The following is a 21,876-nucleotide window of genomic DNA, read 5'->3' on the forward strand; positions in this document are numbered from 1 at the left end:
GCCCGGCAGGCAACTCGCAGCCGCGATCGGAACTGATTGACTCGATGTATAAGTTTTTCCTCTGCCTTCGATACCTTCGCAAGCGCCGAATCGCTTTCTTTGCGGTGGCGGCCGTCTGCCTGTGCGTGGCCATGGTGCTGATTGTTTTCAGCGTCATGGACGGCTTTCTGCGGATGGTCCGCGACCGCTCGCGAGGCATGCTCGGCGACCTGGTCGTCGAGAACCAGTCCTCGCTTCAGGGCTTCTACTTCTATCAGGAGTTCATCGACGAACTGAAAGCCGATCCGCAGATCGGCCCGCACATCCAGGAGGCCACGCCGGTCATATACACTTACGGCGTGGTACGGTACCCGGACTCACAGATTACCAAGCCGGCGCAGGTCAGCGGGATCCGGCTTGATGAGTATCGCAAGGTCAACGATTTTGAGAAGGGCCTTTTCTACGAAAAGTACTATCCAGGCACCACGACGCTGGCGCCGCAGCGGATTCCCGGTTGCGCCCCGACGGCCGAGGGCGTCTACGTGCTCCCGCCTGACATCGAGGCCGCCTGGCAGAAATGGTGGGCTTCAGCCACGCCGCAAGAGCGGGCCAAAGCTCCCATCGACAAGAGGTGGCCTTACAACCGCGTCGGCCAATACTGGCCGGTGCCCCTTGAGGAGCTGGCGGCATCCGACCGGCCCGGCCCCATGTGGTACGGCTCGGAGCTGCCGGGCATCATCCTCGGCACGGACATGTGCGCTACGCGCGATGAGAAGGGAAACTATGAGCGGTACCATTGTCGCGGCGAGGAGGTACAGGTCACACTCGTACCGATCACCGAGAGCGGCCAGCTCAGAGACGCCACGGGTCCGGTCAGAGACATCTTCCGCTTCGCGGATGACTGCCGTACGGGCGTTTATGATATCGATTCAATGGCCGCCTACGTTGATTTCGACCGCCTTCAAAAGCTGCTCAACATGAACTACCGCGAATGGACGGATGAAGACACCGGGCAGAAGGTCGTCAACCACGCGCGAGCGTCCCAGGTGCAGATCAAGCTCAAACCAGGCGCGGATGTATTGGCGGTCAGAAACGCCATTCGGGCCCGATGGGACGCGTTTTCCGGACCGCGGCTGGCTTTGGTGAAAAACCCGAACCTGATGGTCGGCGTCCGGGTGCTTACCTGGGAGGAGAAGCAGCGGACGTTCATTGAGGCTGTGGAGAAAGAGAAGTACCTGGTCACCATCCTGTTCGGCATCATCAGTTTCGTGGCGGTTTTGCTGATCGGCTGCGTCTTCTACATGATCGTGCAGCAGAAGACCCGCGATATCGGCATCATCAAGAGCGTCGGGGCCACGTCGCTCGGCGTCGCGGGCATTTTCATCTCATACGGGGCGGCCGTAGGCGTGGTCGGCGGCGCAGTAGGCACGGTCATCGGCGTCTTGTTCGTCCACTACATCAACGAGGTTCAGGATCTGCTCAAATGGATCAGTCCGAAGGCCGAGGTCTGGAACCCGCAGGTCTACATCTTCGAACGCATACCGAATGAGGTGAATCCCTGGCATGCCGCGTTTATCTACATGGTCGCCATTGTCGTCTCGATGCTTGGGTCGCTGATCGCCGCGAACAAGGCGGCGCGGGTCTGGCCGGTGGAGGCTTTGCGATATGAGTGACGCCATCCTCCATGCGGTCAACGTTCGCAAGTCGTACATCCTGGGCAAGGTTGTGCTCAAGGTGCTCAAAGGGGTGTCGCTGGCGGTGCAGCGCGGCGAGTTCCTGGCGATCATGGGCAGTTCCGGCAGCGGCAAGAGTACCCTGCTGCATATCCTCGGGGCGCTGGATCTCCCCGACGAAGGCACGGTGGTCTTTGAGAACCAGGACGTATTCAAAGTGCCAAACGCCCGGCGAGACCGGCTGAGAAACGTGCATTTCGGCTTTGTTTTCCAGTTCTACCACCTGCTCCCGGAGCTGAATGTCCTGGAAAACACCCTTTTGCCCGGCATGGTGGGCACCTCGTTTCTTGGCTGGTTCTCCGAAGGGCGTCGGCGCCGGCGATACGCGGCCGAGCTGCTCGATCGTCTGGGTCTCGGCGAACGCATCAGACACCGGCCGAACGAGCTGTCCGGCGGAGAACGCCAGCGGGTCGCCATCGCCCGCGCCCTGGTCAACCGTCCGCAAGTCTTGCTTGCCGACGAGCCGACGGGTAATCTGGACGCGGCAACCGGAAAGGAGATACTGGGTGTTCTCAAGACGCTCAACCAGGAAGGTCAGACCATTGTCATGGTCACTCACGATCCGGTGGTGGCCGCGGCGGCCCATCGCATCGTTCACCTGGCGGATGGCAGGGTAACGAATCGAAAAGCGTGAAGAGCCCCCGACGGGGCGATTGTGGTTCTACGGACAGCAGAATATGAATTTCGACAAGCCCAACCCGTTCGACCCAAGACCCGATCTGAAGATCTGGTTCAATGGCAGGATCGTGCCGGTAGCCGAGGCGAAGATCAGCGTCTTCGATCATTGTATCCTTTACGGCGACGGCGTTTTCGAAGGGCTGAGGGTCTACGATGGGAGGGTGTTCCGTCTTGCGCAACACCTGCGCCGGCTCGAGCACTCGGCTCGCGCGATCCGGCTTGAACTGCCGATGACCCTTGACGAAATGACCCGGGCGGTCAACGAGGCTGTCACTGCCAACAACGTCCGGGACGGATATGTCCGTCTGGTGGTCACCCGTGGCGTGGGCTATCTGGGCCTCAGCCACACGAGAACCGCCAACCCGACGGTGTTCATCATCGCAGACCAGATCGAGCTGTACCCGAAGGAACTCTACGAGAAGGGTATGGCGGTGATCAGTGCGTCGGTCGTGCGGAACCATCCCAACGCGGTGGCCCCGCGGATCAAGAGCTGCAATTATCTGAACAACATCCTGGCCAAGATCGAAGGCCTCGACGCCGGCGTTTACGAGGCCATCATGTACAACCATCTGGGATACGTGGCCGAGTGCACCGGCGACAACATCTTCCTGGTGCGCGACGGAGGCATCCAGACACCGCCGATCACCGCCGGCATTCTTGAAGGTGTCACCCGAGACGTGGTGATCGAGTTGGCCCGCGAGTTGAAGATCCCGTTGCGGGAGATGGACCTGACCCGCCACGATCTCTACGTGGCGGATGAGTGCTTCCTGACCGGTTCGGCCGCCGAGGTCATCCCCGTGACCAAGATCGACGGCCGACCGATCGGCGACGGAAACCCCGGCCCGGTAACCCGCAGGCTGATGAGCAGCTTCCGTGAATTGGTCCGTCGCGGCGGGTGAGATCGGGTGTTGAGCACGTAGGGCATGGTCGGAGCCGCCAAGGGCGGCGCAGACCTGCCGGCCCCCGCTTGATGAGACGGCAGGTCTCGTCCGCTGCGGCGGACTCGACACTGCCTCACCGGCTGGCGCGAACGCCGGCCGCCGTTCGCTATGGGGACGAACCATGAGGTTTCTCAAGAAACTGATCGAGACGCCCGGCGTGCCGGGCCGTGAAGAACGGGTTCGCGAGGTGATCAAGGCCGAGATCAAAGGTCTCTTCGACGACGTCCGCGTCGATCCCATGGGCAACTTGATCTGCCGAAAGCGCCCCGGGCGTAAGAGCTCCAAACCGCCTCTTAAGGTGCTCATCGCGTGCCACATCGATGAGATTGGGTTTTACGTCCGGCATATCGACGACAACGGCTTTCTGCGGGTGCAGAACGTCGGTGGTTTCGATACGCGCAATCTCTTCGCCCGGCGCGTCCTGGTGCAGGGCAAAAAGGACCTGGTCGGGGTGCTCAACCCCGCCGGCCGCCCGATCCATATCGCCACCGACGAGGAAAAGAAGAAAACCTACACCGTCGGCGAGTTCTTTGTGGATCTGTTCATGTCCAAGACCCAGGTCGAAAAGCTTGTTCGCATCGGCGACCCGGTTACGTTGATTCAGAACTTCGAGGAAATCGGCGACGTGGTCACCGGCAAGTGCCTGGACAACCGGGCGGCCACCTGGGTGGCGATCAACGCCATCCGCAAGGTCGGCAAGAAGAGCCCTTACGAGATCTACTACGCCGCCACGGTCCAGGAGGAAGTCGGCTGCCGGGGGGCCGGGCCGACCACCTTTGGGATCGAACCCGACGTCGGTATCGCCCTCGACACGACACTGTGCTGCGACACGCCCGGGATCGAGAAGAATGAGAGTATCACCGCGTTCGGCAAGGGGGTGGCCCTCAAGATCATGGACGGCCGTTCCATCAGCCACCGCGGACTGCTCGACGAGTTCGCCGCCGTGGCCGAGAAAAAGAAGATCCCTTATCAGCTCGAAGTTCTGCCGCTGGGCGGCACCGACGCGGCCACCATTCAGCAGGCGGGCATCGGCCGCAAGACGGTCACCATCTCCATTCCGACGCGGTATATCCACACCATCACCGAAGCCGAGCACAAAAAGGACCTCCAGGCGGCGATCGACCTGCTGGCGGCGTGGTTGGGGGGGTGAAGGAAGCTATTGGCTCTTGGCTGTTGGCCCCGACAGGGGTGGGGCGAATACCATTCACCACGACGCACCGCCGTTTCCACGCTGGCATGTTGTGCGAATCTCGAATCTGCAATCTCAGATTTATGATCGATGCCAATCGCTCGGCCCGGAATCCCTTCCGGGCCGCGTTCCTCGCCGAATCCATTCGGCATGCGGTACGCCATCTCCTCGAATGACGATGGGAATCGTCAGCAGAGTGGTCCCGGATGGGAATCCGGGACCAGCCGTATCTCAAATCTGCAATCTCAGATTTGAAATTGATGCCAACCGAACTCAGCGGGCAGCCGCAACCTCGAGATCAGCGTCCGATATGTCATCCAAGAGCTTCATTCTGCATCTCTGTTCGAGAACGTGCTTGACTCGGCCATCGGGGGGGTATGGAATAAGAGAGGGCGGCGGGCACTTGCGAGGATGTGTTGCTGCCGCGGGAGCGAGGGGCCATGCCGAGTTCACAATACCCAAGCCGTGCGAATCGCCGGCGTCTCGCGGGCAGTCGCTTGGCCTCTGCCGGCCTGCTGGCGGCGGTCTGTATGGGCTTGATGTGCCAGGGCGACGGCGGCAGCGACAGGCCATTGGTCGACGACCAGCTCTCATCGCGAATCGACGCCGCCTCCGACGCCTTGACCGCCTCCGGGGGGCATGACTACGGCCCAATCACCGAGTTGCTTGAGGAATATTATGGAGACGAGGAGACGACAGCCCGCATCTGTGGCCAGTTCATTGACCCGCCACACTGTTTTCGGATCGCGGCCGTGAACATCCAGATCGACAGCCTCGATCCCCTATGGCAGCAGCTCTTCTGCGACCTTGAGAAACAGGCGTGGGAAGCATATCCGTGGAGTAGCGAGAAGACCCTGGAACAGATCGAAGACACCGCCACCGGGCACTTCGATGAATGCATGATGGGCCTGCCATTCCTGGCGTACTGATATCCCTCTTCTTGCCCTCCGAACCTCGGACGCGCGTCGAAGGCCAGCCCTCGGGAATCTGAACCCTGAACTCTGACCACCGAACCCTTCTTCACACTCCCCCGAACGCGCTGTAACCACCGTCAACCGGCACGGTGATCCCGGTGACGAATTGCGAGGCGGGGGAAATCAGCCAGATGATCGTGCCGTAAAGATCCTGCGGGTCGCCGAAGCGGTTCATCGGTGTGTGAGCGATGATCTGTTGGCCGCGCTGGGTCAGGTTGCCGGTCGCCTGGTCCATCAGCAAGAATCGGTTCTGGTGCGTCAGGAAAAACCCTGGCGCAACCCCGTTGACCCGGATCTTTGGTGAGTACTCCTGTGCCATATGCACGGCCAGCCACTCGGTGAAGTTCTTCACCCCGCTCTTGGCGGCCGAGTAAGCCGGGATGCGAGTCAGCGGTTTGAAAGCGTTCATGCTCGCGATGTTCACGATTACGCCCTCGCCGCGCTCGGCCATCGCCCTGCCGAAAACCATCGACGGCAGGATTGTGCCGATGATGTTCAGGTCCATGACCTTCTGAAACGCGTCGATGGGCAGGTCGAAGAACTTCTTGTCCGGCCCGGTGGTGGCCGCTGGGTGATTGCCGCCGGCGCCGTTGATCAGGACATCGACCGAGCCGAGTGTTTCGACGCATTGCTTGTGAGCGGCTTCGAGGCTGTCCCGTTGCAGAACGTTGGCATTGATGGCCGTGGCAATGCCCCCGGCGGCGACGATTCTGCGAACGACCTCTTCAGCGGCGTCCAGCTTCAAATCCATCACCGCCACTTTCGTCCCGCACGCCGCCAGGTATTCGGCAATGCCGCCGCACAACACTCCGCCTCCGCCGGTAATCGCCACGACTTTGCCCTTGACGTCAAACAGGTTGCTCATGGGTCACCTCTCTTATCGGGAACATGATAACGGCTAGGTTGCGTCAGCCACAAATCACACGGGCAGCTTGTCCCGACCGAAGCGTCTCGGAAGTTCGGGGCCGGCGGTCGGGGCTCCGCTGGCCGCTGCCGGTATGAGAGGTTGATGGGCAGGACCATCTGAAGACAGAGAGGCTGCGACGACAGCATGAAGCAAACGGGACGCGCAGGAGCTTCGGGATAGGAGGCCGGCGACACGACGCGAAGCAGCCACTTGTGCTGCGGAGTGAATAGTACTGGAATGGTCTGCTTCAATCCGATGCTGACGGTTGTCATCTCGACCCACTTGCGGCAATTACCCCAATCTTGTTTTGGCGTTTACTCGAGTGCAGTCTTTTTCTTACAATGCATGCGAATGCATATCCGTTTTGTGCGGGCGATTAGAGACCTGGCACATTCGTGGCGGACCGGACAAAGGGCCGATCGCAACGACGCATCGAGCAGCCCAATCGGAAAGAGGAGGAGGACAATGAGGTCCCGCGTTTTCAACTGCCCTTGGAGTCGGCGTCTTGCCTATTGCGGCGTTGCCGTGATGGCGGCGGCGACCGCCGGCGAAGCTTATGGGCGGGCCAACATTCGAGACGCGTTTTTCAGCGCATACCCCGTCGCCGTGGGATCAACCCTCGACACGGTGCCCAGTCGTCCGGGTCATTGCGGCGTGTGCCACTACGATTTCACCGGCGGCGGCACGCGCAATCCGTACGGCGTCCGGCTGGGCGAGGTCCTGCCCAACTTCGCCAACAATCCCAACGGGCGCAGACAGGCGGTCCAATCCATAGGCAACGAAGACCCGGACGGCGACGGCTTCACAAGCGTGGTCGAGATCACCGCTGTCAATCAATTCTCCAACACGCCGACCTTTCCGGGCCTGACGCCGGCAAACGTCTCGAATGTCTCGAACGTCACTGTTTCGGAGATCCAGACCCACCTGGTACCCACCGCGGGTAATGACACCACGCCACCGACTGTGCAGGTGCTGTCTCCCAACGGCGGCGACACGCTCACCGGCAACGCGGCCGCTATCGTTCTATGGACGGCCACGGACGCCAGCGGCATAGCCGCCGTGGACATCTACCTCTCGGACGACAACGGTGCCACGTTCAAGCCTATCGCCAAAGGCCTGAGCAACAGCGGCAGTCACACGTTCTTCGTCCCGAACCGGCCGAGCACCGCCGCGTTCGTGCGAGTGGTGGCGATCGACAACGCCTTCAACTCCGGACAAGATGAGAGTGATGCCCCGTTCACCGTTGAACGAGCGCCCGGCGGTATCGCCCCCACAACGCTCCGCGACTTCGACATGCCCGGCAGTCAGCCTTTCGAGGCCGGAACGCTGAATGACCCGGCGGCTTGCGAGGTCTGCCACGGCGGCTATGACGCCAACGTGGAGCCTCATTTTAACTGGCAGGGAAGCATGATGGCTCATGCTTCGCTGGATCCGCTGTTCGAGGCGTGTCTGGCCGTGGCCAATCAGGATGCCCCCGATTCGGGCGACCTTTGCCTGCGATGCCATATTCCCAAGGGCTGGCTGCGAGGCCGATCGGTCCCGACCGACGGGACGCAAATGCTGGCGACGGATATGAACGGCGTCTCGTGCGACTTCTGCCACAGACTCGTCGATCCCATCTATACGCCGGGTGTCAGCCCGATAGGGGACCAGGCCATCCTTGCCGGCATGTTGTCGGTTCCAAACACCTTCGCCAACGGCATGTTCGTCATCGACCCCACGGGGGCCCGCCGAGGACCGTTCGTCGACGCCACCAGCGGGCATCCGATTCTGGTCTCCCCGTTCCACCGCGAGGCGGCACTCTGCGGGACATGTCACGACGTGAGCAATCCCGCCTTTGAAAAGGACCTCCACGGCAACTACCCGCCGAACGCGTTCGATACGCCCGCGGCGAGTTTCTACTCGCACACCCTGATGCCCATCGAGCGGACCTACAGCGAGTGGTTTTTCAGCGACTACAACACGCCCGCGGGTGTTTATGCCCCGCAGTTCGGCGGGAACAAGCAGTATGTTGCCACCTGTCAGGACTGCCACCTTCGCGACGTGACCGGAAAGGGCTGCAACTTCGGCAACCCGCCTACGCGGACGGATCTGCCCCTGCACGACATGACCGGCGGCAGTGCGTGGTTGAGCGGCCTTCTGCCGACGATGTTCCCCGGGCAGGCAGGCGCCGCCGCGATGCAGAGCGGGCAGATGAGATCTCGTTACATGTTGCAGAACGCGGCAAGCATGGCCGCAGCACAGGACGGCACGCGCCTGAAGGTGACGGTGACCAACGAAACCGGCCATAAACTCCCAACAGGCTATCCCGAAGGGCGACGCATGTGGATCAATGTCAAGTTCTACGACCAGGACAGCAACCTGCTGGCTGAGTCGGCGGCCTACGACGCCGAATCAGGTACGCTGAGTCATGATGCCGCCGCCAGAATCTACGAGGCCAAGCCGGGTCTGGACGTCGACGTGGCTTCCCTGGCGGGCGAAGATCCCGGCCCGTCGTTCCATTTCGTCCTGAACAACAAGATCTACAAGGATAACCGCATCCCGCCGCGAGGCTTCAGCAACGCCCTGTTCGCCAGCTTCGGCGGGGCCCCGGTGGGTCATGAGTACGATGACGGGCAGTACTGGGACGACGCATGGTACGCGGTGCCGTTTGGCGCCGTCTCGGCCACTGTGACGCTCTACTACCAGAGCACCAGCAAGGAATACGTGGAATTCCTGCTAGCTGAGAACACCACCAACAACGCGGGCCAGGTGATGCACGATCTGTGGAACAACAACGGCAAGGCCCCGCCGGAACTGATGAAGACGGTCACCGTGGCGGTGTCCATTCCGGATGTCCGAGCGGACCTCGATCATGACGGCGACGTGGACGAGGACGACATGATCCTGTTCGAGGCCTGTGCCTCAGGCCCGGGTGTTCCCCACAGTGGCACGGCCGAATGCCAAAGGGTGGACTTCGACACGGACAGCGACGTCGACCAGTCCGATTTTAGCATCGAGCAGGCGTGCTTTAGCGGAGCAAACATCTTGGCCGATCCCGCCTGCTCGAGCTGACATCGTCATGGCATTGTGGCGACCCAGTTGCTCTCTTGTCGATTGCTGAACACTGATCGCTGATAGACTCTCCAAACAGAAGCGGCCGGCGTTTTCGTGCCGGCCGCCGCGTCTTGCGGTTTTTTTGCAGACCGTGATCAGACTTCCGACTCGGGGTTGGCCGGGTCGCTCGGATCGAACCACTTCGGGTTCATGACGATCCGCTTCTTTTTTTCCATGGCGATGTTCGAGCAGAGGGCGACAACCGCGTCGGCCAGGGCAACCAAGCCGTCACAGCGGGGCTTCATCTCAGGCCGGCTGGGATCGGGCTTGCCGATCTCGCGGATCAGCCAGGCCAGGTGTTCCTGCTCCTCGCGGTAGCCGCGGCTGGTCAACGTGTCCGCCGTACCCACCGCGCTGCCCCAGGCCGCCGTGCCGCCCGACGACATCACCGGCTTGCCGATGCGGTTCTCGGCCCATGCGATGCGGGTGTCAACCCGCGTGTCCTTGGACTTATCCTTGAAGTCCTCGTAGAACAGATACGCTTCCATCTCGCGGTCCATGATGAGTGTCGCTCGCGATCCGTTCACCTGCTCCCCGTAACCGTCGAACGCATTGGTTGAGATCGACGAATAGGTGACCACCGTGTTGTCGGTCGTGTACGGCAGGGGCAACAGAACCGGTTCTGCCGGAGCGCTTGCCGTTGTCGGCTCCTTCGCTCGGTCGGGCAGACTCTTGAAAACATTCTGGTCGCCGAACAAATACTGCATGAAGATGTGATCCGCGATGGTGCGCCCGTCCTTAAAATAGGAGGTCACGCCGGTCCCGACCATCTCCGTCGGCAGCTTGTGGTTCAGGAAAATGCTGGCCGCGTCCAACTGATGGCTGCCCAACTCGACCATCAGGCCGCCGCCCGTGCGGTTGTCAATTCGCCACCGGACAAGCTGCTCGTAGCTCTCGTACCCGTACTTGGCAATGTCCACCTTCCGGTCCTCCGGCGGGATCTCCTTGCTCCAACTGTCGAACCCGGTCTGGTTACGATGCCAGTAGGCGTGAATGTGGCGAATGTCCCCCACGACGCCCTGCTTGATGAGCGACAGGGCGTTGGCATACATGTAGCTGTAGTGCCGCTGATGCCCAATGGCCAGGAATCGGTTGTTCGCCGCCGCCGCGTTGACCATCTGCTTGCACTCGGTGACCGTTTTAGCCATGAGTTTCTCACAAAGGACGTGCTTGCCCTTTTGCAGGGCCGCGATCGTGGCCGGCGCGTGCAGGTGCAGCGGTAAAGCGATGATGACCAACTCGATGTCCGGGTCGTCGAAAAGCTTGTGATAGTCCTCTTCCAGCCTGATCTTGTTGGCCTTCTCAGGACCATACAGCGCCTTGAACGCGTCGCGGGCACGTTGCTGGCTCGACGGACGGATGTCCGAGAAGGCTACGAAATCGACGTACTCCGGGTTGCTTTGTGAGATGTGGGCGTAGCAACCCTGGTCGCCCGTTCCGATCAGAGCGGTTTTCACCGGTGCCCCTTTGAGCTTGCCGTATCCCCAGTACATGGCGGCGGCCGTCGGGATGACCAGCCCAGCGCTGAGCATCTGTCGCCGGGTGATCCTGAAGACCTCGCTGCTGGCGTCCCCGAAGTTGTCTCGACCGATCTGACGTTGTTGGGCATTCAGTACCATGTGTTGAGATCCTTTTTGCTCTCTGTAGTCGACTCCGGTTACGGAGACTCCTGATAATCAGCCTTTCCGAAAAACATTGATCCTGTGGGTCAAACCGCCGGCTTCGCTTTGCTGGCCAGCAACCCATCAAGGCCGCCCCATCGGCCGACCCGCGTGGTTGCCAACATCAGCACCGTCACCAATTCAATCAGGTTCTTGTTTACGATCAGGTAGTGCCCCTCGGACGGCCCCTCGGGAACGCCCGGCAGCGGCGGCATGGCGAGGTAATACATTGCCAGCAAGCCCGCGGCTCCGAGGCACGCCAGCCGGGTGAACAATCCGAGGATCAGGCACGCGCCGACGATGGTCAGCCCCCACTTGTTCGAAAAGTCGCTGAACCTCGACGGGCTGAAATCCGTTTTCATGTACCCTTTGCTCAGTTGCGACTCGGTCAGCAGTGCTTTTTCCACCTTCGCGCCCTTGTCGTCCGTTGCGGTGCGTTTCGCCTTGTACACGGCCGTCGGCAGGCCGGTCATGATTTTATCCGCACGCGCGACCAGCGCGGCCCGGATCCGGGCCTTGCGCTTGTACATATCCTGCAGTCGCTCTCGCTCGAAAGCCAGAACCGTCGCGTCCGCAACCTTTTCCTGCCGCGAGATTTCATCCAGAAGGACCTTGTAATCCCAGATTTGCGCGATGAAGTCCTTATCGCGGCAAAGCAGGTCCAGCTCGGCCTTTTTTCCCTCCTTGATCTTCCTGGCTTCTTCTTGCTGGCCGCTGTCCAGTCCGTAAAAACTGACCGTCCGGTCGTAAATCTCGTCCAGTCTGGCGGCCAGGCTCTCCTCGAGCGCCTTGCTCAGTGCGGCGACCTTTGGGCCATCCAGTTCGTTGCCTTCGAGAATGCCGGGATCGTTGATTGCCAGGGCTTCACGACCATCGACGTCCTTGACGAATTTCCGGAAGTACTCGCGGAAGGGGCCCGCGGAGGCCACCAGGTAGCTGGTCGCCCGCCAGTCGGGCTGGCATAGTTTGTAGACTCCCTCAATGAAGAAATGCCAGCCGATGAAGATTCGGAGGATGACCAGCAGGGCAATCGTCCACCCGGTGAACATCCGCACCGTTGCGACGGTCTGAGGCTTTGCCAGTTGCGGCGTCGGGGGAGGCGGTTGCTGCGATGCAGGCTGTGATGTCGGTCTTAGCTGAGCCATGATCTTGTCTTCACCTATGAATTCTCTGGTGGCGAAATCGCTCCGTCAGGCAACTCTCAAGAACCCGGCAGGTCGTTGCCGGGCATCAGTCTAACGTCTTCCGGCGGTAGGTTAAAGGTCACGACACGTGGCCGTGCGTCCTGGCCGTCGTCCCCATTCCGGTTTGGGACGAGGAGAGCGGCAATCTCGGGGTGATTCTGACAGAAAGCGGCCGCCTTGTCGAGCCCCATGATAAACAAAGCCGTGGACAGAGCATCGGCCGTAGCGGCATCAGGTGCCAGGACGGTGACGCTGGCCAGGCCGTCGGCGGGCCACCCCGTCCGGGGATCGATCAGGTGGCCATAGCGGTGTCCCTGTGCCTCAAAAAACTGGTTGACCGCGCTGGACGTGGCCAGCGCTCGGTCTTTCAGATAGACCGTGCCGAGCTGACGATCCGGCGAAAGCGGATCCTGGATACCGAGCAGCCAGCCCCGACCATCGTCCGCCGGAGACCCGACGGCCCGCACACTGCTGCGGCCTCCTTGGATCAGCACACAGTCGGTGCCGAAATCGGCCATCATTCGCTTAAGCGCCTGGTCGATACCGTAACCTTTGCCGATGCTCCCCAGGTTGATCTCAAGTCCGGGGACGGCGTAATGAACGGAGATCGCCTCATCGTCGAAAACAACATGTCTCATGCCGCTCCGGGCGAATGCCTCCCGGCGTTCAGTCTCGGAAGGCACCCGCTTGGGTCCTCGCAGGAACCCCCACGCCTTGACCATCGCGCCCGTCGCGACGTCAAAGGCCCCATCCGTTTGCCACGTCAACTGGGCCGCTTGCTTGAGCAGCTCGTAAAGCCGGTAGTTGACTCGAACAGGGGCCTCGGCGGCCTGGCGGTTCAAACGCGAAACGGCGCTGTCCCCACGATAAACGCTCAGCAGATCTTCCAACTCCCCGATTTCGTCGAGGGCTGCCTCAGCCGACGCCATGGGGCTGGGTTGATCCGGAGGTAGCATGACGGTGAATTCGCATCCCATGGCCCGGCGAGAAACACACCAGTGCTGGCAGTACTTGCCCGCCGAACGTGGTCGTTTGGGGATCTGTGGCACAAGCGCGGCGATCAGTCCGCCGGTGGATGCACCCAGACCCCGTGGTGACAGAAACCTTCGTCGTGACCAGGAGTCTTGAGCACTCATCCGATTCCGCCTGAGAGTCTTGTACCCCCTTCATGGCCCGCAGTCGCAACAGAACGGTCAGAGGGGCGGCAGCACAGTATCGCAAACCCGCGACGACCAGGCAAATGTGAAGCCGGGCGCCCGCTACGGCCGATCCAGCCCGCCTACGCGGTGCGGAAGACCGCAGTCCGATCTTCCGGCGCTAGCCGGTTCATCTCTTTCATGACCATCCCCGACTCCATGTCGCCTCGGATGCGGAACGCGACATGACTCCGACAGGTCTTTGCCCTGCTCTGTTGTGTGATCGCGTGCCGTTGTTCAGAGCCCTATTGACCAGGGATCTATGCGGCCCGCGCGCATGTTTGTGGATGGCGGTGCGCTCCGGTTGCGGCCCGCAAAAAGGCGGTCTGGCTTAGCGAAGGATGACGGGCGTGCCCCGAGCCCCTCCCAGAGTCTTGGCGGCGTTGCCGCCGTTGATGCCGATTTCAAGCATCTGCGAGCTGCCTAATAACGCGACGGGTTGGCCGGGCGGCACGTCGGCATAGGAGTCCCGAAGGGGTCCGATAACCGTCTCGCCAACCGTGACGTGCAGGTGGTGTCGCCGGATGTTGGCCGCCGTCAGATCAGTGACCGCGATGTTGGTAATGAGATTGCCGAAGTGGTCGATCAGGACCACTTCTCCGTCAACGGTTCCGTCGGGATGGATCCGCGGCCGGGACAGGCTCAACACTTCCATCCTGTCGACCACCGGTCCCAGATGATCAAACGCAACGCCCTTGGACAGGTGAGCGGCCACCGGCGCAAAGATATCTCGCCCGTGGAATGTCCTCGAAACCTGTGCGGCGAAGTATTGGTGATTCTCAACCGACCTTACCCCCTGCAGCACGGCGTCGCGGTGGACAAGCGTCAGCAAGCCGTTGTCCGGAGCCAGGACATATCGATCGCTGTATCGAGCGGCCAGGATCCGCCGGTTGGTACCCACCGTCGGGTCAACCACCGCCACAAAGATCGTCTTGGGTGGAAACCAAGGCAGGCATTGACGTAGCACAAACGCGCCGTGGTAGATGTCCTGCGGGTTGATCTCGTGGGTAATGTCTTCGATGATGGCTCGCGGGTTGATCTGTAGAATAACGCCCTTCATGCAGGCGACATAATGGTCGCGGGTACCGAAATCGGTAAGAAGGGCGATGACGGGGTCCATGGACTCCATTATGGACCGGCCCCTCGCGAAGTCAACGAACTCTTGACGAGCCACGGGCTTTATCACCGTGGTCTGATGGGTTCCGTGAAGACCGGCGGCATAAAGCCGCCGGCTCGTCAAGGTGGTCAAGACTCTCGCGGTCACGTAGTCTCAGGAGATCATCACATGTCTTCCGACCAGCATCGAATCGGTTGGATTGGCACCGGCGTGATGGGCGTGTCGATGTGCGGTCACGTCATGGCGCGCGCGGCCTCTATCACAATCCACAACCGTACGCGGGACAAGGCAAGGCCACTGCTCGACCGCGGTGCAGTGTGGGCCGACACGCCCCGGCAGGTCGCCGAGGCGTCGGACGTGGTGTTCACCATGGTGGGCTTTCCCCGCGACGTGCGAGAAGTCTACATGGGCAAGGACGGTGTTCTCGAAGGCGCACGGCCAGGAACAATTCTCATCGACATGACCACGACAGAGCCTTCACTGGCCCGCGAGATCGACGCAGCCGCAAGGGCCAAGGGCCTGCATGCCGTGGATGCCCCGGTCTCAGGCGGCGACGTCGGGGCGCGTGAGGCCCGGCTGTCAATCATGGTAGGCGGGGAGGCGGAAATCGTGCAGCGCGTCCGGCCGCTGCTGGAGACGATGGGCAAGACCGTCGTCCACCAGGGACCGGCCGGCGCCGGTCAGCACGCCAAGATGTGCAACCAGATCCAGATCGCCGGCACTATGATCGGCATGTGCGAGAGCCTGATCTACGCCCGCAAGGCCGGGCTCGACGTCGAGACGATGCTCAAGAGCATCAGCGGAGGAGCGGCCGGATGCTGGTCGCTCGAAAACCTCGCTCCGCGCATCTGCAAGCGCAACTTCGATCCGGGCTTCTTCGTCGATCACTTCGTCAAAGATATGGGCATCGCGCTGGAGGAAGCCAAGCGCATGAATCTGCCTCTGCCCGGCCTGGCACTCGCTCATCAGCTCTACGTGGCGGTGCAAGCCCTCGGCCACGGCCGCAAGGGCACCCAAGCCCTGATGCTGGCTCTCGAGCACATCGCCGGAATGCCGGATCGCGAATGAGCGCGAGGTAGGGCACGGTCGAAGTCGCCTCGGGCGACTGAGACCTGCCGTCTTTGAACGTTCCCGAAGGCTACTGTACGAAGGGGTTGATGATCTCCAATTCCGGCACTCTTTGGGCAGGTATGTTTCCAGAGTACAAGAAGGACGTTTGTGTCAAGAGCGATCATGCAGTTCGTCACGAGTTGGCGGCTCGCCGCCGGAGTTGAAGCCCATTCGAGCGATGCCGCTGCGCAGACGTTCGATCGCCTCGGCACGTGATGACGATGACTTGCCGTTCATGGGCTGGACAGTCAGCCATACCCGCTGGTGCTCCTGCAGGGGCAACGGTTCAAGGGGCTTGAGTACCCCGTTCACGTATATGGTTTGAGTAACGTTCTTCACAACGGCACCGTGGTTGCGTCGGTGGTCCTTCTATCGGGCCACACTCCATCATACTTGCGGGTCCCCGTGATCGGCAACTTGCGGTGTCACTTCACCGGCCGGCTGAAGCCTCACCTGCGGCGGGGGCCGTGGCCGGCTGGGTCGTGCCCGCGCGGTGCCACTCGGAGTGCTTCAGTTCCCAGTCCTTCAGGTCGCCGATTGGCAGGGTGATCTCCGAGACCTCGCCGGCGTTGAACTGCAGGCCTGTCGCGGCTTCACAACGGCAGCGTCTAGCATTGTCGGATTGCGCTGGAGCCCCTCGGTTGTTCCGGATGCGCTACAAAGCGGCCGGCTCTCGAGGCGGGCCGCTTAGAATGGCTTACTCAGGCAGAAGCACGCGGGGTTCATTTAGCTTCGCCTGATCGCTTCGGCGTCGATACGACGTTGGTCGACTTGCGCGTAGCGGTTACGGACGACGGGAATCAACGGTCCCATCACGGCAACCAAAATAACCCCGCAAAGAACCATCGGATACCAGATGCCGTACGGCTGCCCGGACGCCAGGGCGATCAGGCCGATGATCAGTTGGACCGCGCCTGCCACGACGAAGAAGGCCATGGACCCAAGGACGAATCGTCGTCCCTTGCCTCGCGGGGCCAGGATTCCGCCTATCGCCCCGAGAACGCCGCACAGTGTTCCCCCCACGCCCCCGCCGATGATGCCATACATCGTGCCGAACGTGTTAGCATCAAACCACGGTTCGCTCATTGTTGTGCTCCTTAGTTGCCTGGATTGCACGTCTGTGCAAATCGAGTATGGACCTTGCTGCTGACGTGGTTACTTCCCCCCGTTCAACGAGATCCGCCAGCGTTTCGGCCATGACGTCCGCCGCCTTGCCTGCCAGCACTTGCCTGACGCGGGCAATCAACCGGTCCAGCCGCCCCCTGATTGTCGGATAACTGACGCCGTAGGCGGCCGCCACGTCCTTCAAAGAACCGGAGGCCAGAACCAACTGAAGGACAAAGTCGAGGTCGCTACTATCTAATCTCGTCAGGGGATGTGGCTCGGTTTCATACGATCCCATGACTCTGCCTCAAGTTATTGGTCTTATCCTTGCTGGCATGGCCGTTGGCCACATGCATCAACTGTATGGTCGATTTTAATAAAAAGCAAATCGGTTTTCATAAAATTAAAGATCAGGATCTGGCTTCCGGTGGCAAAGACCGCCGCTATTGTGATTTACTGGACGTGTTCGCGGCCCTGTCACTATGGCATACCGGACGGGATTGCTGCCACGCTGGCACGGCGGCGAGGGGCTCAGATCTGACGATTCAGATTGTCGTAATTTCAAATTTTCAAAAGAGTTAAGCGTAACACTTCGTGCCGCATGCCTCTTGTGGCACCCTGTTTGCCCTGACTGCCAGCCAAGGGGAGAATCCCTGTCGACGTAGGTACGAACGCCCCGGCCGGGTTGGGCCGGGCAAGTGAACACCAAGGAGAACCAAGGACATGGCTGCGAAACAATTGGCATTTGATGACGAGGCCCGAGCAAGCTTGTTGGCCGGCGTGGAAAAGCTGTCACGGGCGGTCAAGAGCACGTTGGGGCCCCGCGGCCGGAATGCCGTGCTCGACAAAGGTTGGGGCTCGCCGACGGTCACCAAAGATGGCGTGACGGTTGCCGAGGAGATCGACCTGACCAACAAGTACGAAAACATGGGTGCCCAGTTGGTCAAGGAGGCGGCGAGCAAGACCAGTGACGCCGCCGGCGACGGCACCACCACCGCGACCGTACTGACCGAGGCCATTTATCGCGAAGGCTTGCGAAACATCGTGGCCGGGGCCGACCCTATGGCCCTCTGCCGAGGAATCGCCAAGGCCGTCGAGGCGGTTACCGAGGCCCTCAACAAACTGGCCAAGCCGGTCAAGGTCACGGCCCGCGAGGACCTGATCAACGTCGCCGCGATCTCAGCCAACAATGACCGCAGCATCGGAGAATTGCTCGCCCAGTGCTTCGAGAAAGTCGGCAAGGACGGCGTGATCACCGTCGAAGAAGGCAAGAGCGCGGAAACGAACTATGACCTCGTCGAAGGCATGCAGTTTGACCGTGGCTACCTTAGCCCGCACTTCATCACCGACCAGGACGCAATGGAAGCCGTTCTGGAAAAGCCCTACATCCTGATCCACGAGGAGAAGATCTCGAGCGTCACGAAGCTGGTTCCATTGCTCGAGAAGATCGCCAAGGCCAAGAAGCCGCTGCTGATTATCGCAGAGGACGTCGAGGGTGAAGCCTTGGCCACGCTGGTGGTTAACAAGATGCGAGGCATCGTGGAAGTCTGTGCGGTGAAGGCTCCCGGATACGGCGATCGCCGCAAGGCCATGCTCCAGGACATCGCCATTCTCACGGGCGGCAAATGCATCACCAAGGATCTGGGCATTGAACTTGATGCAGTGTCAATTGCCGACCTTGGTGTCGCCAAGAAGGTGCGGGTGGACAACGATAATACGACGATCATTGAGGGCGCCGGCAAGACGGCCGAGATTCAGGCCCGCTGCGCCCAGATTCGCCGCGAGATTGAGATCACCACGAGCGACTACGACCGCGAGAAACTGCAGGAGCGGTTGGCCAAGCTCTCCGGGGGCGTGGCTCAGATCAACGTCGGAGCGGCCACTGAAACGGAGATGAAGGAGAAGAAAGCTCGTATCGAGGATGCCCTCCACGCGGTTCGCGCGGCCATCGAGGAAGGTATCGTGCCGGGCGGCGGCGTGGCCTTGGTTCGTTGTATTGACGCTCTGGACAACGTGAAGTGCAACGGTGACGAGAAAACCGGCGTCGAGGTGGTGCGCAAAGCCCTGTCCGCCCCGCTCAAGCAGATCGCGGCCAACGCCGGCCAGGAGCCGGGCGTGGTACTCGCCAAGGTTCAGGCCAAGAGCGGCGCTTTCGGCTACAACGCTGAAACGAACGCCTACGGCGACCTGCTCAAGGACGGAGTCATGGACCCGACGAAGGTCGTCCGGGCGGCGCTCGTCAATGGCAGCAGTATCGCACGACTGCTGTTGAGCACCGACTGTATCGTCGCCGAGAAGCCCAAGAAGGATGAGGAAAAAGGCGGCCCCGGCGGCATGGGCGGCGGAATGGACGACATGGAGGGCATGGGGGACATGATGTGATCGTGCGGACGACGCGGTCGCCCTTTTGCAGCGAGTGGTGTTACGGTTTTCGGCAACAAACGGGTCCTCATATACGGAGCCTGAAGACGAACGGAGATAGACGCGATGGCGAAGCTGAACATCAAGCCTTTGGATGATCGGATCGTGGTCGAGCAGTGTGAGGCCGAGGACAAGACGGCCGGCGGCATTGTCCTGCCGGACACGGCCAAGGAAAAGCCCCAGCGCGGCAAGGTGCTGGCAACGGGGCCGGGCAAGCTGCTCAAGGACGGCGGACGCGGCAAGATGAGCGTAAACGTCGGCGACGAGGTCTTCTACGGCAAGTACGCCGGGTCCGACGTGGAAATCAACGGGAAGAAATACGTGATTCTCAAGGAGAGCGACGTTCTGGCAATCCTGGAGTAGCCGCCCTTGTAACCGGCGGAAGCGGCCGCATCGAACGACGGCGCGGCCCGAAACAAGAGAGCAGGAATCGCGAAAAGCGAGGAGCAGATAGAGATGCCCAAGCAATTGATGTTTGAAGATGCGGCGAGACAGCAACTCTGGCAGGGGTTGTCAAAGCTGTCGTCGGCGGTCAAGGTGACGCTGGGGCCGACCGGCCGAAACGTGGTGTTGCAGAAATCGTTCGGGTCTCCGCGAGTCACCAAGGACGGCGTGACGGTCAGCAAGGAGATCGAATTGCCTGATCCCTTCGAAAACATGGGCGCCAAGATGGCCAACGAGGTGGCCAAAAAGACCAGCGACGTCAGCGGCGACGGCACCACCACCGCTACGATCCTGGCCGAGGCCATCTATCGCGAGGGCCTCAAGAGCGTCACTGCCGGCGAGAATCCGATGGCCCTCAAGCGGGGTATCGACGCCGCCGTGAAAGTGGCCGTCGAGAGCATCAAGCAGCAGGCGGTCAAGGTCAAAGGCGACGACATAGCCAAGGTCGGCACCATCAGTGCCAACGGCGACGCCGAGGTCGGCAAACTGCTCGCCGAAGCCCTCGAACAGGTCGGCACTGAAGGCATCATCCAGATCGAAGAGGGCAAGAGCCTGGCGACCGAGAAGGAAATCGTCGAAGGCATGCAGTTCGATAAAGGTTACATCTCGCCTTACTTCATGACGAACGCCGGCACGCTCGAGTGCGTGCTTGAAGACGCCTACATCCTTATCCACGAGAAAAAGATTTCGAACCTTCGGGACCTCATCCCGCTGCTCGAGAAGCTCGTCAGCACGGCAAAGCCGCTGCTGATCATTGCCGAGGACGTCGAGGGCGAGGCCCTGGCCACCCTGGTGGTTAACAAGCTTCGCGGGGTGTTGAACGTCTGCGCCGTGAAGGCCCCTGGCTTCGGCGACCGTCGCAAGGCTCTGCTTGGCGATATCGCGGTTCTGACCGGCGGCCAGTTGATCAGCGAGGATCTGGGCATCAAGATCGAGAACATCGAGATGTCTCAGCTCGGGCGGGCCAAGAAAATTGTCGTCGACAAGGATTCGTGCACCATTATCGAGGGTGCCGGGAAGAAAGCGGACGTCAAGAGCCGATGCGATCAGCTTCGCCAGATGATCGAAACCACCACCAGTGATTACGATCGCGAGAAGCTGCAAGAGCGCCTGGCCAAGCTCACCGGGGGCGTGGCCATCATCCGCGTCGGCGGGGCCACGGAGACCGAGGTCAAGGAGCGCAAGGATCTGGTCGAGGATGCGTTCCACGCCACACGGGCGGCCGTCCAGGAGGGCGTCGTCGCCGGCGGCGGCGTGGCTTTCGTCCAGGCTATCGACGCGGTCAAGAAGGCCCGTGACAAAGCCGACGGCCCCGAAAAGCTCGGCTATGACATTGTGATCCGGGCACTCCAGGCCCCGGCCAGGCAGATCGCTGAAAACTGCGGCAAGGACGGCGCCGTGGTGGTCTCGGAAATCATGGAGAAAGGCACGAACATCGGGTTTGACGGGCGGACCGGCGAATTTGTGGACATGTTCAAGGCCGGTATAATCGATCCGGCCAAGGTCGCGCGCACGGCGCTTGAGAACGCCGCCAGCGTGGCCGGGCTCATGCTCACCACTGAGGTTCTGGTCACCGATCTCAAGGATGATCAGAAGGAGGTCGTCGGGGCTGTCCGATAGTTCATAGAGTCGATGCCGGCCCTTGTCTGACAGGGGGCTCCAGCCCGTATCGCCGATGGAGCCGGGACAAACCCGCTCTTCGACGCTGCGGGCTGGCGGCATGACGGGCTGGCGAAGGCGGGGATCGCTGCGGTGCGGTACCTGAGTCTTCTCAATCGGCGAGTTTGCTGCGAGTATGGTAGTGGCGGCACAGCGAGATTATTACGAAATCCTCGGGGTTTCCCGGGATGCCGGGCCGGACGAGATCAAGAAGGCGTACCGCCGGGCCGCCCTCAAGTATCACCCTGACCGGAACAAGAACGATCCTGATGCCGAGGCCAAGTTCAAAGAGGCGGCCCAGGCATATGAGGTGCTCTCCGATCCCCAGAAGCGGCAACGATATGATCGCTACGGCCACGAGGGGCTTCGCGGCGTCGGCGTCCACGACTACAGCCACATGCGTGTCGACGACATCTTCTCGATGTTCGACGACATCTTCGGGGGCGGAATCTTTGGTGGCGACGGCCGGCGCGGCGGCGGTGT

19 protein-coding genes are annotated in these 21,876 nt (G+C 61.2%); 11 read left to right on the forward strand and 8 right to left on the reverse strand.

Annotated elements, in window-relative coordinates; all coding sequences use genetic code 11:
- Positions 1 to 44 precede the first annotated feature (44 nt).
- From PLL20_00510 to PLL20_00530, 5 genes are all read left to right on the forward strand, one after another.
- A complete protein-coding gene (locus PLL20_00510; GenBank protein HPD28446.1) occupies positions 45 to 1,652 on the forward strand; it encodes an FtsX-like permease family protein in 1,608 nt (535 codons plus the stop codon).
- Positions 1,645 to 2,346 carry an ABC transporter ATP-binding protein gene (locus PLL20_00515; GenBank protein ID HPD28447.1) on the forward strand — a complete coding sequence of 234 codons (702 nt, stop codon included), beginning with the start codon at positions 1,645 to 1,647 and terminating at the stop codon, positions 2,344 to 2,346. The genes PLL20_00510 and PLL20_00515 overlap by 8 nt, the downstream gene beginning before the upstream one ends.
- A 43-nt stretch (positions 2,347 to 2,389) precedes the next feature.
- Positions 2,390 to 3,289 carry a branched-chain-amino-acid transaminase gene (gene ilvE / locus PLL20_00520; GenBank protein ID HPD28448.1) on the forward strand — a complete coding sequence of 300 codons (900 nt, stop codon included), beginning with the start codon at positions 2,390 to 2,392 and terminating at the stop codon, positions 3,287 to 3,289.
- Between the two features lie 163 nt (positions 3,290 to 3,452).
- Positions 3,453 to 4,481: a M20/M25/M40 family metallo-hydrolase gene (locus PLL20_00525; GenBank protein ID HPD28449.1), complete on the forward strand. Its 1,029-nt coding sequence runs from the start codon at positions 3,453 to 3,455 to the stop codon at positions 4,479 to 4,481.
- Between the two features lie 479 nt (positions 4,482 to 4,960).
- Positions 4,961 to 5,449 carry a hypothetical protein gene (locus tag PLL20_00530; GenBank protein ID HPD28450.1) on the forward strand — a complete coding sequence of 163 codons (489 nt, stop codon included), beginning with the start codon at positions 4,961 to 4,963 and terminating at the stop codon, positions 5,447 to 5,449.
- A gap of 91 nt (positions 5,450 to 5,540) precedes the next feature.
- On the opposite strand, the gene PLL20_00535 is transcribed toward PLL20_00530, so the two are convergent.
- Positions 5,541 to 6,359: an SDR family oxidoreductase gene (locus PLL20_00535; protein HPD28451.1), complete on the reverse strand. Its 819-nt coding sequence runs from the start codon at positions 6,357 to 6,359 to the stop codon at positions 5,541 to 5,543.
- A 507-nt stretch (positions 6,360 to 6,866) separates the two neighbouring features.
- Between PLL20_00535 and PLL20_00540 the strand changes: the two genes are divergently transcribed.
- The gene (locus PLL20_00540) at positions 6,867 to 9,455 is read left to right on the forward strand and encodes a hypothetical protein (protein ID HPD28452.1); all 2,589 of its coding nucleotides are present in this window, start codon (positions 6,867 to 6,869) and stop codon (positions 9,453 to 9,455) included.
- Positions 9,456 to 9,592: 137 nt separating this feature from the next.
- On the opposite strand, the gene PLL20_00545 is transcribed toward PLL20_00540, so the two are convergent.
- The 4 genes from PLL20_00545 to PLL20_00560 form a co-directional block, all read right to left on the reverse strand.
- Positions 9,593 to 11,116: a Gfo/Idh/MocA family oxidoreductase gene (locus PLL20_00545; protein ID HPD28453.1), complete on the reverse strand. Its 1,524-nt coding sequence runs from the start codon at positions 11,114 to 11,116 to the stop codon at positions 9,593 to 9,595.
- A gap of 89 nt (positions 11,117 to 11,205) precedes the next feature.
- A complete protein-coding gene (locus PLL20_00550; protein ID HPD28454.1) occupies positions 11,206 to 12,303 on the reverse strand; it encodes a DoxX family protein in 1,098 nt (365 codons plus the stop codon).
- 56 nt (positions 12,304 to 12,359) lie between these two features.
- Positions 12,360 to 13,478, reverse strand: coding sequence for an FAD:protein FMN transferase (locus PLL20_00555; protein ID HPD28455.1), 1,119 nt, complete (start codon positions 13,476 to 13,478; stop codon positions 12,360 to 12,362).
- Between the two features lie 391 nt (positions 13,479 to 13,869).
- Positions 13,870 to 14,712: an SAM-dependent chlorinase/fluorinase gene (locus tag PLL20_00560; protein ID HPD28456.1), complete on the reverse strand. Its 843-nt coding sequence runs from the start codon at positions 14,710 to 14,712 to the stop codon at positions 13,870 to 13,872.
- Positions 14,713 to 14,823: 111 nt separating this feature from the next.
- On the opposite strand from PLL20_00560, the gene PLL20_00565 reads away from it, so the two are divergent.
- Positions 14,824 to 15,723 (forward strand): NAD(P)-dependent oxidoreductase, encoded by a 900-nt coding sequence (locus PLL20_00565; protein HPD28457.1) that lies wholly within the window; start codon positions 14,824 to 14,826, stop codon positions 15,721 to 15,723.
- Between the two features lie 153 nt (positions 15,724 to 15,876).
- Here the strand turns inward: PLL20_00565 and PLL20_00570 are convergent, their stop codons facing one another.
- The 3 genes from PLL20_00570 to PLL20_00580 all read right to left on the reverse strand — a co-directional run bounded on the left by PLL20_00570 (position 15,877) and on the right by PLL20_00580 (position 17,167).
- Positions 15,877 to 16,104, reverse strand: a complete 228-nt coding sequence (locus PLL20_00570) for an antitoxin family protein (protein HPD28458.1) — start codon at positions 16,102 to 16,104, stop codon at positions 15,877 to 15,879.
- A gap of 387 nt (positions 16,105 to 16,491) precedes the next feature.
- Entirely contained in the window at positions 16,492 to 16,851 is a 360-nt protein-coding gene (locus tag PLL20_00575) for a hypothetical protein (GenBank protein ID HPD28459.1), read from the reverse strand.
- Positions 16,832 to 17,167: a DUF2089 family protein gene (locus PLL20_00580; GenBank protein HPD28460.1), complete on the reverse strand. Its 336-nt coding sequence runs from the start codon at positions 17,165 to 17,167 to the stop codon at positions 16,832 to 16,834. Before PLL20_00580 ends, PLL20_00575 begins: the two co-directional genes overlap by 20 nt.
- A gap of 425 nt (positions 17,168 to 17,592) precedes the next feature.
- Here PLL20_00580 and groL (PLL20_00585) point away from each other — a divergent pair, with 425 nt between their 5' ends.
- The 4 genes from groL (PLL20_00585) to PLL20_00600 all read left to right on the forward strand — a co-directional run.
- The gene (gene groL, locus PLL20_00585; protein HPD28461.1) at positions 17,593 to 19,251 is read left to right on the forward strand and encodes a chaperonin GroEL; all 1,659 of its coding nucleotides are present in this window, start codon (positions 17,593 to 17,595) and stop codon (positions 19,249 to 19,251) included.
- Between the two features lie 105 nt (positions 19,252 to 19,356).
- The gene (gene groES / locus PLL20_00590) at positions 19,357 to 19,653 is read left to right on the forward strand and encodes a co-chaperone GroES (GenBank protein HPD28462.1); all 297 of its coding nucleotides are present in this window, start codon (positions 19,357 to 19,359) and stop codon (positions 19,651 to 19,653) included.
- A gap of 93 nt (positions 19,654 to 19,746) precedes the next feature.
- Entirely contained in the window at positions 19,747 to 21,354 is a 1,608-nt protein-coding gene (gene groL / locus PLL20_00595; protein ID HPD28463.1) for a chaperonin GroEL, read from the forward strand.
- A 181-nt stretch (positions 21,355 to 21,535) separates the two neighbouring features.
- On the forward strand, positions 21,536 to 21,876 hold a 341-nt coding region (locus PLL20_00600), incomplete at its 3' end, for a DnaJ domain-containing protein (GenBank protein HPD28464.1).

Source organism: Phycisphaerae bacterium (genome assembly GCA_035384605.1).
Taxonomy (GTDB): Bacteria; Planctomycetota; Phycisphaerae; order UBA1845; family PWPN01; genus JAUCQB01.

Coding starts and splice junctions, on each gene's coding strand:
- PLL20_00510 (HPD28446.1), top strand. CDS start 45: ATGTATAAGTTTTTCCTCTGCCTTCGATACCTTCGCAAGCGCCGAATC.
- PLL20_00515 (HPD28447.1), top strand. CDS start 1,645: ATGAGTGACGCCATCCTCCATGCGGTCAACGTTCGCAAGTCGTACATC.
- ilvE (HPD28448.1), top strand. CDS start 2,390: ATGAATTTCGACAAGCCCAACCCGTTCGACCCAAGACCCGATCTGAAG.
- PLL20_00525 (HPD28449.1), top strand. CDS start 3,453: ATGAGGTTTCTCAAGAAACTGATCGAGACGCCCGGCGTGCCGGGCCGT.
- PLL20_00530 (HPD28450.1), top strand. CDS start 4,961: ATGCCGAGTTCACAATACCCAAGCCGTGCGAATCGCCGGCGTCTCGCG.
- PLL20_00535 (HPD28451.1), bottom strand. CDS start 6,359: ATGAGCAACCTGTTTGACGTCAAGGGCAAAGTCGTGGCGATTACCGGC.
- PLL20_00540 (HPD28452.1), top strand. CDS start 6,867: ATGAGGTCCCGCGTTTTCAACTGCCCTTGGAGTCGGCGTCTTGCCTAT.
- PLL20_00545 (HPD28453.1), bottom strand. CDS start 11,116: ATGGTACTGAATGCCCAACAACGTCAGATCGGTCGAGACAACTTCGGG.
- PLL20_00550 (HPD28454.1), bottom strand. CDS start 12,303: ATGGCTCAGCTAAGACCGACATCACAGCCTGCATCGCAGCAACCGCCT.
- PLL20_00555 (HPD28455.1), bottom strand. CDS start 13,478: ATGAGTGCTCAAGACTCCTGGTCACGACGAAGGTTTCTGTCACCACGG.
- PLL20_00565 (HPD28457.1), top strand. CDS start 14,824: ATGTCTTCCGACCAGCATCGAATCGGTTGGATTGGCACCGGCGTGATG.
- PLL20_00575 (HPD28459.1), bottom strand. CDS start 16,851: ATGAGCGAACCGTGGTTTGATGCTAACACGTTCGGCACGATGTATGGC.
- PLL20_00580 (HPD28460.1), bottom strand. CDS start 17,167: ATGGGATCGTATGAAACCGAGCCACATCCCCTGACGAGATTAGATAGT.
- groL (HPD28461.1), top strand. CDS start 17,593: ATGGCTGCGAAACAATTGGCATTTGATGACGAGGCCCGAGCAAGCTTG.
- groES (HPD28462.1), top strand. CDS start 19,357: ATGGCGAAGCTGAACATCAAGCCTTTGGATGATCGGATCGTGGTCGAG.
- groL (HPD28463.1), top strand. CDS start 19,747: ATGCCCAAGCAATTGATGTTTGAAGATGCGGCGAGACAGCAACTCTGG.